This is a genomic window from Planococcus sp. S3-L1 (genome assembly GCF_030063085.1).
Classification (GTDB): Bacteria; Bacillota; Bacilli; order Bacillales_A; family Planococcaceae; genus Planococcus; species Planococcus kocurii.
On sequence record NZ_JASISN010000002.1, the window covers coordinates 326,264 to 340,958 of the forward strand.

Annotated in this window: 15 protein-coding genes; 14 read left to right on the forward strand and 1 reads right to left on the reverse strand. The window is 42.1% G+C overall.

Going from position 1 to position 14,695, the window contains the following annotated elements:
• Positions 1–15: 15 nt before the first annotated feature.
• The 5 genes from QMF37_RS03695 to QMF37_RS03715 are packed head-to-tail and all read left to right on the forward strand — an operon-like array spanning position 16 to position 4,954.
• Positions 16–765 carry a Stp1/IreP family PP2C-type Ser/Thr phosphatase gene (locus QMF37_RS03695; protein WP_283476629.1) on the forward strand — a complete coding sequence of 250 codons (750 nt, stop codon included), beginning with the start codon at positions 16–18 and terminating at the stop codon, positions 763–765.
• Positions 766–767: 2 nt separating this feature from the next.
• Positions 768–2,741: a Stk1 family PASTA domain-containing Ser/Thr kinase gene (gene pknB, locus QMF37_RS03700; RefSeq protein WP_078080565.1), complete on the forward strand. Its 1,974-nt coding sequence runs from the start codon at positions 768–770 to the stop codon at positions 2,739–2,741.
• 20 nt (positions 2,742–2,761) lie between these two features.
• Positions 2,762–3,658, forward strand: coding sequence for a ribosome small subunit-dependent GTPase A (gene rsgA / locus QMF37_RS03705; protein WP_058384911.1), 897 nt, complete (start codon positions 2,762–2,764; stop codon positions 3,656–3,658).
• Entirely contained in the window at positions 3,651–4,316 is a 666-nt protein-coding gene (rpe, locus tag QMF37_RS03710) for a ribulose-phosphate 3-epimerase (RefSeq protein WP_071153638.1), read from the forward strand. Before rsgA ends, rpe begins: the two co-directional genes overlap by 8 nt.
• On the forward strand, positions 4,313–4,954 hold the full coding sequence (locus QMF37_RS03715; RefSeq protein WP_283476634.1) for a thiamine diphosphokinase: 642 nt from the start codon (positions 4,313–4,315) through the stop codon (positions 4,952–4,954). Before rpe ends, QMF37_RS03715 begins: the two co-directional genes overlap by 4 nt.
• 175 nt (positions 4,955–5,129) lie before the next feature.
• Here the strand turns inward: QMF37_RS03715 and rpmB are convergent, their stop codons facing one another.
• Positions 5,130–5,318, reverse strand: a complete 189-nt coding sequence (gene rpmB / locus QMF37_RS03720; protein ID WP_058384914.1) for a 50S ribosomal protein L28 — start codon at positions 5,316–5,318, stop codon at positions 5,130–5,132.
• A gap of 219 nt (positions 5,319–5,537) precedes the next feature.
• Between rpmB and QMF37_RS03725 the strand changes: the two genes are divergently transcribed.
• The 9 genes from QMF37_RS03725 to fabG all read left to right on the forward strand — a co-directional run bounded on the left by QMF37_RS03725 (position 5,538) and on the right by fabG (position 14,657).
• The gene (locus QMF37_RS03725) at positions 5,538–5,900 is read left to right on the forward strand and encodes an Asp23/Gls24 family envelope stress response protein (RefSeq protein ID WP_058384915.1); all 363 of its coding nucleotides are present in this window, start codon (positions 5,538–5,540) and stop codon (positions 5,898–5,900) included.
• Between the two features lie 18 nt (positions 5,901–5,918).
• Positions 5,919–7,571: a DAK2 domain-containing protein gene (locus QMF37_RS03730; RefSeq protein WP_071153640.1), complete on the forward strand. Its 1,653-nt coding sequence runs from the start codon at positions 5,919–5,921 to the stop codon at positions 7,569–7,571.
• 134 nt (positions 7,572–7,705) lie between these two features.
• Entirely contained in the window at positions 7,706–8,368 is a 663-nt protein-coding gene (sdaAB, locus tag QMF37_RS03735) for an L-serine ammonia-lyase, iron-sulfur-dependent subunit beta (RefSeq protein ID WP_058384917.1), read from the forward strand.
• A 16-nt stretch (positions 8,369–8,384) separates the two neighbouring features.
• Entirely contained in the window at positions 8,385–9,284 is a 900-nt protein-coding gene (gene sdaAA, locus QMF37_RS03740) for an L-serine ammonia-lyase, iron-sulfur-dependent, subunit alpha (protein WP_058384918.1), read from the forward strand.
• Entirely contained in the window at positions 9,274–11,316 is a 2,043-nt protein-coding gene (recG, locus tag QMF37_RS03745; RefSeq protein WP_071153650.1) for an ATP-dependent DNA helicase RecG, read from the forward strand. The genes sdaAA and recG overlap by 11 nt, the downstream gene beginning before the upstream one ends.
• Positions 11,317–11,406: 90 nt before the next feature.
• A complete protein-coding gene (gene fapR, locus QMF37_RS03750; RefSeq protein ID WP_283476641.1) occupies positions 11,407–11,991 on the forward strand; it encodes a transcription factor FapR in 585 nt (194 codons plus the stop codon).
• Entirely contained in the window at positions 11,988–12,986 is a 999-nt protein-coding gene (gene plsX, locus QMF37_RS03755; RefSeq protein ID WP_071153643.1) for a phosphate acyltransferase PlsX, read from the forward strand. The genes fapR and plsX overlap by 4 nt, the downstream gene beginning before the upstream one ends.
• The gene (gene fabD, locus QMF37_RS03760; RefSeq protein WP_078080564.1) at positions 12,976–13,914 is read left to right on the forward strand and encodes an ACP S-malonyltransferase; all 939 of its coding nucleotides are present in this window, start codon (positions 12,976–12,978) and stop codon (positions 13,912–13,914) included. The genes plsX and fabD overlap by 11 nt, the downstream gene beginning before the upstream one ends.
• A complete protein-coding gene (fabG, locus tag QMF37_RS03765) occupies positions 13,911–14,657 on the forward strand; it encodes a 3-oxoacyl-[acyl-carrier-protein] reductase (protein WP_071153644.1) in 747 nt (248 codons plus the stop codon). The genes fabD and fabG overlap by 4 nt, the downstream gene beginning before the upstream one ends.
• Positions 14,658–14,695 lie beyond the last annotated feature (38 nt).

Below are 14,695 nucleotides of genomic sequence, written 5' to 3' on the forward strand. Positions count from 1 at the left end.
TCGGGGTGTCGTAATTTGTTTCAGTATGTGGTTGAGAGCGATACAGGTAAAATTCGCGTCGTGAACGAAGACAGTGTTGCAGTACTTAAGCGACCAAGTGGACTAATGTTGGCGATCGTAGCAGACGGTATGGGTGGTCACAAGGCTGGTGACGTTGCTAGTCAAATGACTGTTGATCAGTTGAGTCACTACTTTTTAGAAGATGACGACACAGCGTTTTTGACACTAGATAGCAAAAAGGAGTGGCTTTCAGGAAGAATCGATACGATTAATCGTGTAGTGTTTGATCACTCGGTAGCTAATCAAGAATGTAAAGGTATGGGCACGACATTAATCGCCGCGCTAATTGAAGGCGATGAAGGTGTTTTATGTCATATTGGTGACAGCCGTGCGTATCTAATTAACGAGACGATACAGCAAATTACAAGAGATCACTCTTACGTTAACGTACTTGTAGACAGTGGTGAAATTACTCAAGCAGAAGCGGAAGCGCATCCAAAGAAAAATTGGATCGTTCGTGCACTTGGTACTGAATCGGGGATTGAAAGAGAGTTAATCGATTTTTCATTTGCAGATGCTTCGTACCTATTAATTTGTTCAGACGGCTTGAGCAATAAAATTCCGAAAGAAGAACTTGCCTCCATCGTTCGTGCTACGGCTCCTTTATCCCAAAAGGGCCAGGAGCTAGTAAATTTGGCCAACGATCTAGGAGGAGAAGATAATATTTCGTTAATTCTTCTGTCCTCTATGGATAAGGAGGTGTAATTATGTTGATTGGAAAAAGTATCAACGGCCGCTATAAGATCAAGGAATTGATCGGTGGCGGTGGGATGTCCAATGTATATTTAGCACATGACATGATTTTGGACCGGGATATCGCCATCAAGATTTTGCGTTATGATTTCTCTAATGAAGAAGAATTGCGTCGGCGCTTTCAAAGAGAAGCCTTGTCTACGACTAGTTTGGCACATCCCAATATCGTGAACATTTTTGATGTGGGCGAAGATAAGTCGATTCATTACTTGGTCATGGAATACGTTCCAGGAAAAACCTTGAAAGAATACATAATCGAACATTCACCAGTAGCTCCTGAGCGTGCTGTTGAGATTATGAGGCAATTGGCGTCGGCTTTGGCGCATGCCCACCACAACCAAATCGTCCATCGGGACATTAAGCCGCAAAATATTTTGATGGACGCAGAAGGCAATGTAAAAATATCCGATTTCGGAATTGCAATGGCGTTAAGTGCAACATCCTATACGCAAACAAATTCGGTACTAGGAACCGTCCATTATTTGTCGCCAGAACAGGCACGAGGTGGTACAGCCAATAAGAAATCCGATATCTATTCACTCGGAATTGTAATGTACGAATTAATTACTGGTAAGTTACCATTTTCAGGCGAGTCAGCTGTTTCTATTGCATTAAAGCATCTACAAACAGAAACACCTTCACTGCGTGACACGGTTCCTTCTTTGCCACAAAGCTTGGAAAATGTCGTCTTAAAAGCAACTGCTAAAAATGTGCAACATCGTTATCAATCTGCTGACGAAATGGAAGCAGATCTCGCGACTGTTTTGATGCCAGAGCGACTAAACGAACCAAAATTCGTTGTGCCAGTGGACCAAGATGAAACACGTGCCATGCCAGCAATTAAAGACCCGGCAGCTTATGGTAGCGAGGCAAACACAAAAACAATGCCGCTACCTATTAAAAAAGTAGAAGAACAACAAAAAGCTCCTATCAAAAAGAAGAAAAAGAAATGGCCGTGGATTATTGGGGTGTTGTCTTTCTTATTACTAGCTGGTCTGGTGCAAGCAATTGCATTTCCTGGACTGTTTGAGCCGCGACAAGTAGCAGTGCCTGATGTTTCAGAAATGGAACGCACCGAAGCGGTAGAAGAGCTACAAGCAGCTGGCTTTGTTATAGGCGATGAAACCGAAGGGTATTCAGAAGAAATAGCAGAAAATCATGTGATTCGAACAATTCCAGAAGCTGGGAAAATGAGGGACCGTGAAACCAAAGTTCAGTTATTTGTTAGTATTGGGAAAGAAAAAGTCGAAATGGCTGATTTTATCGGCAACACGCTAGAAGAAGCCACAAAATCTCTAAACGACAAAGAGTTTGCTTCAGTAAAACCTACTGAAGAATTTTCTGAAGAACCGGTTGGGACCATTTTGAGTCAACAACCAGCAGCTGGTGAAGAAGTGATTGTCAGTGAAACGGATGTTGAGTTTATAGTGAGTAAAGGTGAAGACCTTCGAAATGTAGAAGATTTAGCTGGATTTACAGAAGCAAATCTGAACGACTATGCTCGGTCTTCAGGGTTTAATATCCGTATTGTTTCAGAACAAGCATCAGATGCAGTAGAAGCTGGAAAAGTTATGTCTCAAAGCCCAGCAGCTGGAGAACAACTCGTAGCGGGTGGAACGATTGAAGTGACATTATCAGCAGGCGAAGCAGAACAGCCACTGAAGACTTACATTCACACGGCAGAAATTCCGTATGAACCGGCCCAGCCTGCTGCTGAAGGTGAAGAACCGGTCAAACAGACCATTCAAGTTTATATTCAAGACAATACACATACAATGGTAGAGCCATTTGAGGAGTTTACCATTACTGAAGATCAATCTCATCGCATTGAGTTGCAAATAGCACAAGGTCAAAGTGCCTCTTACCGAATTGTTCGTGATTCCACAATTATTTTAGAAGAAACCTTTGATTATTCAACTGTAGAATAGCCAATGAAAGGAGTGAAACAATGCCGAAAGGTCAAATCAGAAAAGCATTAAGCGGATTTTATTATGTATTAGACGAGGATGGTGAACGTTACACTCAATGCCGTGGACGAGGAGTTTTTCGCAATCGCCAAATAACACCTTTAGTTGGAGATTACGTCGACTATAAAGCAGATAATGAGTTAGAAGGCACAATTTTACATGTCCATGAACGGAAAAATGAATTGGTACGTCCACCAATTACCAATGTTGACCAAGCAATCTTGGTATTTTCAGCAAAACAACCTGATTTTCATCCATTACTGTTAGATCGCTTTTTAACCGCTATTGAATCACATTCGATTCAACCCATTATTTGTTTAACGAAAATGGATTTGTTAAAGCCAGAAGAACACGCAAAAATCCAATCTTATATTGAAGATTATGAAAAAATCGGTTATGAAGTGATTCCGACGTTCATAGACGATCCGCATTTAAAAGACCGATTGATGCCGGTCCTTGAAGGCAAAATTAGTGTGTTAGCAGGACAATCTGGAGTTGGAAAATCAACGATGCTCAATACGATTTTACCGTCACTAGAATTAAAGACGGACGATATTTCCAAAGCGTTAAACCGAGGCAAACATACAACGCGCCACGTGGAGTTGATCGCCGTTAATAATGGTTTACTAGCTGATACGCCTGGTTTTAGTTCGTTTGACTTTGAAACGATGGAGCGGGAAGAATTGTCTGCGTGCTTCCCTGAATTTGCGGTACGTTCTAACGCATGCAAGTTCCGAGAATGCTTACACATGAATGAACCGAAGTGTGCGATTAAAGCGGCAGTTGAAGCGAAAGAAATTCCAGCATATCGCTACAAGCATTACTTGAAGTTTTTAGAAGAAATTATGAGTCGAAAGCCGAGGTATTCAAATGATTAAAATTGCACCGTCTATTTTAGCAGCAGATTTCGCAAAACTTGGAGAAGAAGTGTTAGAAGTAGAAAAAGCAGGAGCAGATTGGATTCATGTGGATGTTATGGATGGTCATTTTGTGCCGAACATTTCATTTGGAGCAGTCGTCTTAAATGCTATTAAGCCGTTGACTAAATTACCAATGGATGTTCATTTGATGATTGAAAATCCAGATCTTTATATTGAAGAATTTGCAAAAGCGGGAGCTGACTATATTACGGTACATGTAGAAGCATGCCCTCACTTGCACCGGACAATTCAGTTGATTCGCTCGTTTGGTGTTAAACCGGGAGTCGTGTTAAATCCACATACGCCGGTTGAAACCATTCAACACATTCTTGAAGACATCGACCTCGTGTTGTTTATGACAGTCAATCCTGGATTTGGTGGTCAAAAATTCATTCATTCGGTAGTGCCAAAAGTTAAACAATTGGCTGATATAATCAAAGAAAAAGGCTTATCCATCGACATTGAAATTGATGGAGGCATCAATGAAGAAACAATCGTGCCTTGTGCACAAGCAGGTGCCACTGTCTTTGTGGCAGGTTCCGCTATTTATAGCAAAAATGACCGTACACAAGCTCTTCAAGCAATCAAGAAAGCAGGAGAAGAGGCGATTTCTTGAACATCGTTTTAATCGCAGGAGGTCCGGCAGATGAACTGCCGGATTTTTCTTTATTTCCAGAAGCTTTGTATATAGGCGTCGATTCGGGAACACTTACATTGCTCGCCAAAAAAATTCAACCCATTTCGGCTGTCGGTGATTTCGACTCGGTAAGCGTTAAAGAGTACGAACAAATACGGATCGCTTTGCCTGAGTTGTCACGTTCTCCGTCTGAAAAAGATCAGTCTGATACAGAACTCGGACTTGAGGCGGCAATGGGCTATCATCCAAATCTTGTCATAATTTCGGGAGTAACAGGAGGCCGACTCGATCATTACATGAGCGTTTTGCACGTCTTGTTCAAGTATCAACAGCAATTTCCGAAAACTCGCTTTGTGTTGTTGAACAATCAAAACCGGCTCCGTTTTTTAAGTCCTGGGACTCATCGCCTTGAAAAAGATCAGCGTTTCCGCTACGTGTCGTTTTATCCGTTTGCAGAGGAAGTTAAAGGCTTGACGTTAACGGGTTTTAAATATCCTGTAACGGATGAAGACATTTCTTTTGGAACGACACGCTTCGTCAGCAATGAACTTTTTAATGTTGGAAGTGTAACGATCAACAGCGGTTATTGTCTGATGATAGAAAGTTCAGATGCTTAGGGATGGAGTAAACTTTCGATAGAACTACTTATACAGTTTCTCAAATAAAATAGACGGAGAAAAGAATATACCTTTTCTCCGTCTATTTTATTGCTAGTGTAAAGGTGCTTTACCCATGGTGAAAAACGAAAAAATGCCAGGCTGATTAGATCAGCCTGGCATTATCCATGAGCGATTATACGCGCTCAACTTTACCTGATTTCATTGCTCTCGCAGAAACCCATACACGTTTCGGTTTACCGTTTACAAGGATACGAACTTTTTGAAGGTTTGCTCCCCATGTACGTTTTGTCGAATTCATTGCGTGCGAACGGGCATTTCCCGCGCGAGCTTTACGTCCACTAACTGCACATACTTTAGGCATGTAAGTCCCTCCTCACAAGTGAAGCTGAAAATTATGATAGAATTTCAGTTCGTTTTTCGTTTCACATACTTTAATAATTTAACACAGAAATATGGGGTTTGCAACTATATTTGAAGGTCTTTAAAGAAAAAAACCTTTACACCTTAAACGGCGGCTTTTCATCTATAAAGGTTTGAGGTAGAATGGGAAGAGTGAAATAGGACTCAAGGAGGAATTTCAATGTCGATTGAATTAAAGAATGAATATGGTCAAATCGATATTTCCAATGATGTAATTGCTCAAATAGCAGGCGGCGCAGCAATCGAATGCTATGGCATTGTAGGCATGGCAACGAAACACCAAATACGCGATGGCTTGACAGATATACTCCGCAAAGAAAATTTTGCCAAAGGAGTTCTTGTGCGCCAAGAAGATGAAAATTTGGTTATTGATATGTATGTCATCATTAGCTATGGAACGAAAATTTCTGAAGTAGCTTATCAAGTTCAGTCCAAAGTGAAGTACACCATTACTAAAACATTAGGTATGTCTGTAAAAGCAGTCAATATTTTTGTCCAGGGAGTTCGTGTAACGAACCCGTAGGAGGAGGAAGAATCAGTTATGAAGTCATTAAATGGAGTAAAGTTCGCAGAAATGGTACAGATGGGATCTCACCATCTTTTTCAAAATGCGGATTATGTTGATGCATTAAATGTTTTCCCCGTTCCTGATGGAGACACGGGGACCAATATGAATTTGTCAATGACTTCTGGAGCAAAAGAAACAACAGCTCAAGCAGAAGCGCATATTGGCAAGACAGCAGGTGCCTTATCTAAAGGTTTATTGATGGGAGCACGTGGAAATTCGGGTGTTATTCTCTCGCAACTTTTCAGAGGTTTTGGTAAATACATTGCTTCAGAATCAGAATTGACAGCGCTTAAGTTTGCAGAAGCTCTTCAACACGGTGTTGAAACAGCGTATAAAGCGGTTATGAAACCAGTTGAAGGAACAATCTTGACAGTCGCAAAAGATGCGGCTGCTAAAGGCATGGAAGCAGCAAAAACAGAAGAAGACCTCATTGTTTGGTTCGAGGCTGTAGTGACCGAAGCAAAAGCTTCTTTGGAACGGACACCTGACTTACTTCCCGTATTAAAAGAAGTCGGCGTTGTTGATAGCGGCGGACAAGGTCTTGTATATGTTTACGAAGGCTTTCTTGCTTCGCTAAAAGGGGAAGAATTACCTGAAAAACACGCACATCATTCAATGAACGATTTGGTCAGTGCAGAGCATCATAAAAACATTGCTGGCTTTATGGATACCGCCGATATTGAGTTTGGCTACTGTACAGAATTTATGGTGAAGTTCGAAACAGGCAAAAAAGAATTTAATGAGGCTTTATTTCGTTCTGACTTGAGTAGTTACGGGGATTCGCTATTGGTCATCGCAGATGAGGAAGTGGCGAAAATTCATATTCATTCGGAAGAACCTGGAAAAGTTCTTACATATGGTCAGGATTACGGCAGCTTGATCAGTATGAAAATCGAGAATATGCGTCAACAGCATATCGATATTGTTGGCGAAGGCTTCCAAAAAAATGCACCTAAACAACAAGCGACACATCCTTATGCGGTTGTAACAGTTGCCATGGGTGAAGGAATTTCAGAACTGTTGCGTAGTATTGGAGCTTCGTATGTCATTGAAGGCGGGCAGACCATGAATCCATCGACAGAGGATATCGTTAATGCTGTTAAATCGATTGGTGCAGAGCGTGTTTTGATTTTGCCGAATAACAAAAACATTATTATGGCAGCCGAACAAGCGGCTGAACTTTTAGATATTGAAGCGGCTGTAGTGCCTACTAAAGATGTACCTCAAGGAATGGCAGCACTACTCGCTTTCAACCCGGAAGCAACCGTAGAAACCAACCAAGTAGCAATGGCAAGTGCTTCAAAACATGTGAAATCAGGTTCTGTCACATTTGCTGTTCGGGATACATCGATTGATGGCATTGCCATTAAGAAAGATGATTTCATGGGTATTTCCGAAGGGAAAATCATCGTTTCTGATAGCAATCTAGAACGTGTCACTGAAGAGTTGGCTAAAAAGCTAGTAGACAACGAAGCGGAAATTGTCACAATTCTTTATGGAGAAGATGCGACAGCGGCAGATGCTCAGAAATTGGGCGAATTTATTGAGTCTTTAAATAGCGCGGTTGAAGTTGAAATTCATAATGGTAAACAGCCATTGTATCCTTTCATACTTGCTGTAGAATAATTTTTATTTTTGTTTTTTCAATATAGTCAAATGGCTAAGGCGCATACGAATGTATGCGCTTTTTATTTTTGTTAAATAAGTCGAAATCATGTACACTAACAGTATACGTAAATTGAAAGTGAGGGGTTTGAGCCATGAAGTTCAAATCTGTTTTTGATATAATCGGTCCAGTCATGATTGGGCCTTCTTCTTCGCATACTGCGGGAGCAGCCCGCATCGGAAGAGTAGCGAGGGATTTGTTCGGGAGACAACCGGATTGGGCAAAAGTGCACCTTTACGGTTCGTTTGCAGAAACTTATAAAGGGCACAGTACAGACGTTGCCATCATCGGTGGATTATTAGACTATGATACTTTTGATGAACGCATCAAAACGTCGTTTGAAGAAGCGCAAAAAGCCGGGATGACCTATGAGTTTATTCCTGAAACGGGTCATGTTGATCATCCGAATACAGCACGTATCGTCATTGGAGATGAAAAATCTGAAATGTCGATGATGGGCATTTCAATTGGTGGCGGAAAAATCGAAATCACTGAGTTAAATGGCTTCCCGCTTCGTTTATCAGGGAACCATCCGGCAATTTTAGTTGTCCATGAAGATCGTTCAGGGTGTATCGCCAATGTTGCGAATTGCCTCTACAAATACGATATTAACATCGGTCACATGGAAGTTTCTCGGAAAGAAAAAGGACATATGGCATTGATGGTCATCGAAGTAGATCAAAATGTTGATAAAGAAGTGATGGACGAATTGAAAAAACTTCCGAATATCACGCAGGTGACACGAATCGCCGATTAAATTGGAGGCTATGATAATGGAAGCTTTATTCCGTAATGTAAGAGAGTTAGTTGAACGGGCTGAAAAAGAACAGAAATTAATTTCTGAAATTATGATTGAACAAGAAATACTGATGACCAATCGATCGCGTGAAGACATCATGATTCAAATGGATCGTAACTTGACGGTCATGGAAGAAGCGGTAGAAAAAGGATTAAAAGGAGTTCACTCGGTCTCAGGATTAACGGGTGGAGATGCTGTACTATTGCAAGCTTACCGTGAAAAAGGCAATACGCTTTCTGGAGATTTGCTGCTTGACGCAGTTAGTAAAGCGGTTGCGACTAACGAAGTCAATGCAGCGATGGGAACAATTTGTGCGACACCAACAGCGGGATCTGCTGGCGTGGTGCCAGGTACGTTATTTGCTGTGCAAAATAAATTAAATCCAACACGCGAGCAAATGATCCGTTATTTATTTACAGCAGGCGCTTTTGGCTTTGTTGTGGCCAATAATGCATCGATTTCAGGTGCAGCAGGTGGCTGTCAAGCAGAAGTCGGATCAGCCGCTGGTATGGCATCAGCTGCTATTATTGAAATGGCTGGTGGTACGCCTCAGCAAAGCTCAGAAGCATTTGCCATTACGATGAAGAATATGCTCGGTCTAGTCTGCGATCCAGTGGCGGGATTGGTAGAAGTGCCTTGTGTAAAACGTAATGCAATGGGAGCTGCCAATGCAGTAGTAGCGGCAGACATGGCGTTAGCTGGTGTGACTAGCCGTATTCCGTGTGACGAAGTTATTGGTGCGATGTTCGAAATCGGCCAATCGATGCCGAGTGCGCTAAGAGAAACCGCAAAAGGCGGACTTGCCGCAACGCCTACTGGAAAATGGCTTGAATCCAAAATTTTTGGAGGAGCAGTTGTCGGAAGTGGGCAGTAAAGAGTCAGTCGCCACATTAAAAGGAGTAGGGAAGCAAGCAACCGAAACCTTACAGGAAATGAAAATTGAGACATTGCATGACTTGATCATGACATTTCCGTATCGCCATGAGGATTTTCAATTAAAAGATCTGGCCGATACACCTCATAATGAACGCGTAACAGTGGAGGGAAGGGTCGAAAGCGAACCTTCCGTCCTTTTTTTAGGTAAAAATAAATCGCGAACGCAAGTCCGGGTGTTAGTAGGGCGCCATCTGATAAAGGCTATATTTTTCAATCAGCCATATGTTAAAGCGAAATTGCAGTTGGGAGAAATTATTACACTAACGGGTAAATGGGATCGTGGACGTCAAGTCATTACGGTATCAAGTCACACGATTGGACCGAGGACAAATGGAGCGGATTTCGAACCAGTCTACAGCTTAAAAGGCAGCATTCACCAAAAGACATTTCGCAAGCTGATGCGCCAAGCATTGGATTTAGTAAAAGAAGACATGGAAGATTGTTTGCCAAAAAGGTTTGTTGATGCCTATCAATTAGCGCCGGTACAAGATGCTTTAGAATGGGTTCATTTTCCTCCAGATGGTGAAAAAGTCAAACAAGCGCGTCGGCGTTTTGTTTACGAAGAATTATTAGTATTTCAATTAAAGATGCAAGCGCTTCGTAAAAAAAATCGTGAGGAAGAAGGCGGCTCTTTTATCGATTACGATCTCGAACGGTTGAAGGGATTTATTGACTCATTGCCTTTCAATTTGACTGCTGCACAAAAACGAGTGGTCAATGAAATTTGCAAAGATATGAAAGAGCCGTTCCGTATGAATCGACTCCTGCAGGGGGATGTGGGGTCAGGTAAAACAGTAGTAGCGGCAATTGCGTTATATGCAGCTCATACAGCAGGGCTACAAGGTGCGTTAATGGCGCCTACTGAAATTTTGGCGGAACAACATGCTAACACATTGGTGCAGTGGTTCAGTCCGTTTTCAGTGAACATTGCTCTTTTAACAGGCTCAGTAAAAGGAAAGAAACGACAATTGATTTTGGAACAGTTAGCAAATGGGGAAATCGATCTGTTAATTGGAACGCATGCGTTGATTCAGCCAGAAGTACGATTCCACAAGCTCGGTCTTGTTATTACCGATGAGCAGCACCGGTTTGGCGTGGATCAGCGACGTGTGTTAAAGGATAAAGGCTATAATCCTGATGTTCTATTTATGACGGCTACACCAATTCCACGAACGTTGGCGATTTCTGCTTTTGGAGAAATGGATGTATCCGTTATCGATGAAATGCCAGCAGGTCGTAAAGAAATTGAAACCTATTGGATGAAAAAGGAGATGTTCGGCAAAATTGTCGGGCGGATGGAAAAAGAGTTGGCTGCAGGACGACAAGCCTATGTCATCTGTCCACTGATCGAGGAATCCGATAAACTGGATTATCAAAATGCCGTTGATTTGTTTCAGCAGCTATCGATGTATTTCAATGAGCGTTTTACGGTTGGATTGATGCACGGACGCTTGCACTCAGATGAAAAAGAACAGACAATGCGCGAATTTTCAGAAGGACAAATTGCCGTATTAGTGTCAACAACGGTTGTAGAGGTTGGCGTTAATGTACCAAACGCGTCGTTTATGCTTATTTACGACGCCGAACGTTTCGGTTTGTCTCAGTTACACCAATTACGAGGCCGTGTTGGACGTGGCAGTGAACAGTCTTATTGCATCTTGTTGGCAGACCCGAAGACAGAAATTGGTAAAGAGCGTATGACGACGATGACTGAAACCAACGATGGTTTTGTGCTAGCAGAAAAAGATTTGCAGTTAAGAGGTCCGGGTGACTTTTTCGGCCGTAAACAAAGTGGGATTCCAGAATTTAAAATGGCCGATTTGATTCATGATTACCGAGCGCTTGAAGCAGCTAGAAAAGATGCTGAAAAACTAATCAGCAGCGACGAATTTTGGCAAGCGGATGATATGCGTTGTTTACGTCAACAGATAGAACAGTCAGGAATATTAACAGGTGGCCGGTTAGATTGAGAATGCAGGAATCATTATTTTCCTTGCATTCTTTTTTTGTTATTTATATACTCATATTAGTACCAAGTGCTAATAGCGGGCGGTGACACAGTGAAAAGACCAAAAAAACAACGGCAACAAGCGTTAAAAGACTCAATCAAAGAAAATCCTTTTGTCACCGATGAAGAATTGTCGGTAGCATTTGACGTTAGTGTTCAAACCATTCGATTAGATCGAATGGAGCTTGCCATTCCAGAGCTGCGCGAACGCATTAAACACGTAGCCGTGAAAACCTTCGAAGATGAAGTGAAGTCTTTGCCAATCGATGAAGTGATTGGTGAGATTATTGACATTGAACTAGACAAAAGAGCGATTTCGATTTTTGATGTAAAGCCAGAACACGTTTTTCAACGTAATCAGATTGCCAGAGGTCATCATTTATTTGCACAAGCCAATTCGTTGGCCGTGGCAGTAATGAACGAAGAACTGGCATTAACGGTAAAGTCGGAACTGCAATTTTTGCGACCGGTAACTGCCGGGCAACGGATTGTTGCAAAAGCAGAAGTAATCGACAGCCACCCTGAAAAAAACAGGGCGTTTGTTAAAGTAGTTTCATCGGTAGAACAGCAGACGGTTTTTATTGGCACTTTTGAAATGTACCGTATGACAGAGCAAAGGGAAGGTGACAAAGAATGAAAATAGCAGTAGATGCAATGGGTGGAGATCATGCGCCAAAAGAAATTATTGCAGGTGTATATAAAGCTTTAAAAGAATTCGCAGATGTCGAAATTCAGCTATATGGCCATCAAGAAAAGATGCAAGAATTTCTGACGGAACATGACCGGTTAACAATCGTCCATTGTGAAGAAGTAATCACTTCAGAAGATGATCCTGTGCGATCGGTTAAACGAAAAAAAGATGCCTCGATGGTTCGGATGGCACAAGCTGTAAAAGATGGCGAAGCCGACGCTTGCGTATCTGCAGGAAATACAGGGGCTCTTATGTCGGCAGGTTTATTTGTTGTAGGTCGCATTGATGGGGTGGATCGTCCAGCATTAGCCCCAACTTTGCCAACTATTGATGGCAAAGGGTTTGTCATGCTTGATATGGGTGCCAATGCAGAAGCAAAACCGGAACATCTTGTGCAATATGCGATTATGGGCAGCATTTATGCTGAAAAAGTTCGCGGCATTAGCAATCCAACAGTGGGTCTTTTGAATATCGGAACCGAAGAGAAAAAAGGCAATGACTTAACAAAAGCCGCTTTTCCATTATTAAAAGAAGCGCCAGTCCATTTTATTGGCAACGTTGAGTCACGTGATTTATTAAATGGTGTGGCTGATGTTGTGGTGACCGACGGCTTTACTGGCAATATGGTGTTGAAGACCATCGAAGGAACGGCGATGAATGTTTTTGCGATGATGAAAGATGTCTTTATGAGCTCAGTTAAAACAAAAGTTGCGGCTTTTCTTGTGAAAGATGATTTAAAAGGGTTGAAAGGCATGTTGGATTATAGCGAATATGGCGGCGCCGGATTATTCGGTTTAAAAGCACCCGTTATAAAAGCGCATGGTTCGTCAAATGCTAATGCCTTATTCAATGCGATACGCCAAACACGTACGATGGTTGAATTTGATGTAACGGGAACAATTTACAGTACGCTGAAAAAGGAGGCTTTACATGAAGACTAAGATTGCATTTATCTATCCAGGCCAAGGGTCGCAAATGGTTGGAATGGGCGAAAGCTTTTTAACAGACGATACGAGCCGTAATTTCTTTGAAAGTGCCAACCAAACACTTGATTTAGATTTATCTAAGTTGATGCTAGAAGGCCCACAAGAAGAATTGACGTTAACCTATCATGCGCAACCAGCTCTTTTAACAGTTAGTTCAATGATTACAGAACGATTGATTCGAGCAGGGATTAGACCGGATTATACAGCGGGTCATAGCCTTGGCGAATATAGCGCGCTCGTAACTTCGAATGTGTTAGAATTTCCAACAGCGGTTAACATTGTACATAAGCGTGGATTGTTTATGAATACAGCTTTCCCAGCAGGAGAAGGGACAATGGCTGCTATTCTTGGTATGGAAAGTGAAGAACTTGAAAAAGTAACAAATGAAGTGACGGACACGACAGGTGTTGTGCAACTTGCTAACTTGAATTGCCCAGGACAAATCGTTATTTCGGGTACAAAAGCAGGAGTTGAGCAAGCGTGTATCGTCGCTAAAGAGCGTGGAGCTAAGCGTGCCATTCCACTTGATGTCAGCGGACCGTTCCACTCGGAATTGATGCGTTCGGCATCCCAAGATTTAGCGAAAGAACTGAGCGTTTCTTTCTTGTTAGATGCGAAAATACCAGTCGTTTCAAACGTTACAGCAAAAGCGGAAACAAATGCGACACAAATTCAAGATCTTCTTGTTCGTCAATTGTATTCACCAGTTCTTTGGGAACAATCGGTGCGCGAAATGATTGATCTTGGTGTAACCGTATTTATCGAAATTGGCCCTGGGAAAGTATTGAGTGGATTAGTGAAAAAAATTGATCGCTCAGTTAAAACTTTGCCAGTTTATGACTTAGCGTCATTTGAAAAAGCGGTAGAGGAGTTGGCAAAATGACTAAACTTGCAGGGAAAACAGCCATTATTACTGGTGGATCTCGTGGAATTGGAGCAGAAATAGCGCGTAAATTTGCAGCAGACGGTGCAAAAGTAGTTGTCAATTATAGCGGTAGCCAAGAAAAAGCAGAAGCAGTAGTTGCGGATATTGAGGCTAATGGTGGTACTGCAATTGCAGTGAAAGCCAATGTTTCAGATGCCGAATCAGTTAAAGCGATGGTCGATGAAACGATGAAAACGTTTGGATCTGTTGATATTTTAGTGAATAACGCGGGTATCACACGTGATAATTTGATGATGCGTATGAAAGATGACGAATGGGACGATGTCATCAATATTAACTTAAAAGGCGTATTTATTTGCACAAAAGCAGTAACACGCCAAATGATGAAACAGCGCTCTGGCCGAATCGTCAATATTGCCTCAATCGTAGGCGTGATGGGCAACGCTGGACAAGCAAACTATGTTGCAGCAAAAGCGGGTGTCATTGGCTTGACGAAAACGACAGCGCGTGAACTAGCAAGTCGTGGAATTACAGCCAATGCTGTCGCTCCTGGCTTTATCACAACCGATATGACCGAAAAATTGAGTGAAGACGTTCAAAAAGCGATGATGGGACAAATTCCATTAGGTCGTTTTGGTGCACCAGAAGATGTTGCAAAAGCTGCGCTATTCTTAGCTTCGGATGATGCATCCTATATGACGGGCCAAACGCTTCATCTTGACGGCGGCATGGTCATGTAGGTAATTTTTTTGTATACTGATTTGAGGGGAGGTGACGA

Excerpts from the sequence above, each read along its gene's own strand:
- rpe (WP_071153638.1), top strand. The coding sequence starts at position 3,651 with ATGATTAAAATTGCACCGTCTATTTTAGCAGCAGATTTCGCAAAACTT.
- rpmB (WP_058384914.1), bottom strand. The coding sequence starts at position 5,318 with ATGCCTAAAGTATGTGCAGTTAGTGGACGTAAAGCTCGCGCGGGAAAT.
- QMF37_RS03725 (WP_058384915.1), top strand. The coding sequence starts at position 5,538 with ATGTCGATTGAATTAAAGAATGAATATGGTCAAATCGATATTTCCAAT.
- sdaAB (WP_058384917.1), top strand. The coding sequence starts at position 7,706 with ATGAAGTTCAAATCTGTTTTTGATATAATCGGTCCAGTCATGATTGGG.
- rsgA (WP_058384911.1), top strand. The coding sequence starts at position 2,762 with ATGCCGAAAGGTCAAATCAGAAAAGCATTAAGCGGATTTTATTATGTA.
- fabD (WP_078080564.1), top strand. The coding sequence starts at position 12,976 with ATGAAGACTAAGATTGCATTTATCTATCCAGGCCAAGGGTCGCAAATG.
- pknB (WP_078080565.1), top strand. The coding sequence starts at position 768 with ATGTTGATTGGAAAAAGTATCAACGGCCGCTATAAGATCAAGGAATTG.
- QMF37_RS03730 (WP_071153640.1), top strand. The coding sequence starts at position 5,919 with ATGAAGTCATTAAATGGAGTAAAGTTCGCAGAAATGGTACAGATGGGA.
- plsX (WP_071153643.1), top strand. The coding sequence starts at position 11,988 with ATGAAAATAGCAGTAGATGCAATGGGTGGAGATCATGCGCCAAAAGAA.
- fabG (WP_071153644.1), top strand. The coding sequence starts at position 13,911 with ATGACTAAACTTGCAGGGAAAACAGCCATTATTACTGGTGGATCTCGT.
- sdaAA (WP_058384918.1), top strand. The coding sequence starts at position 8,385 with ATGGAAGCTTTATTCCGTAATGTAAGAGAGTTAGTTGAACGGGCTGAA.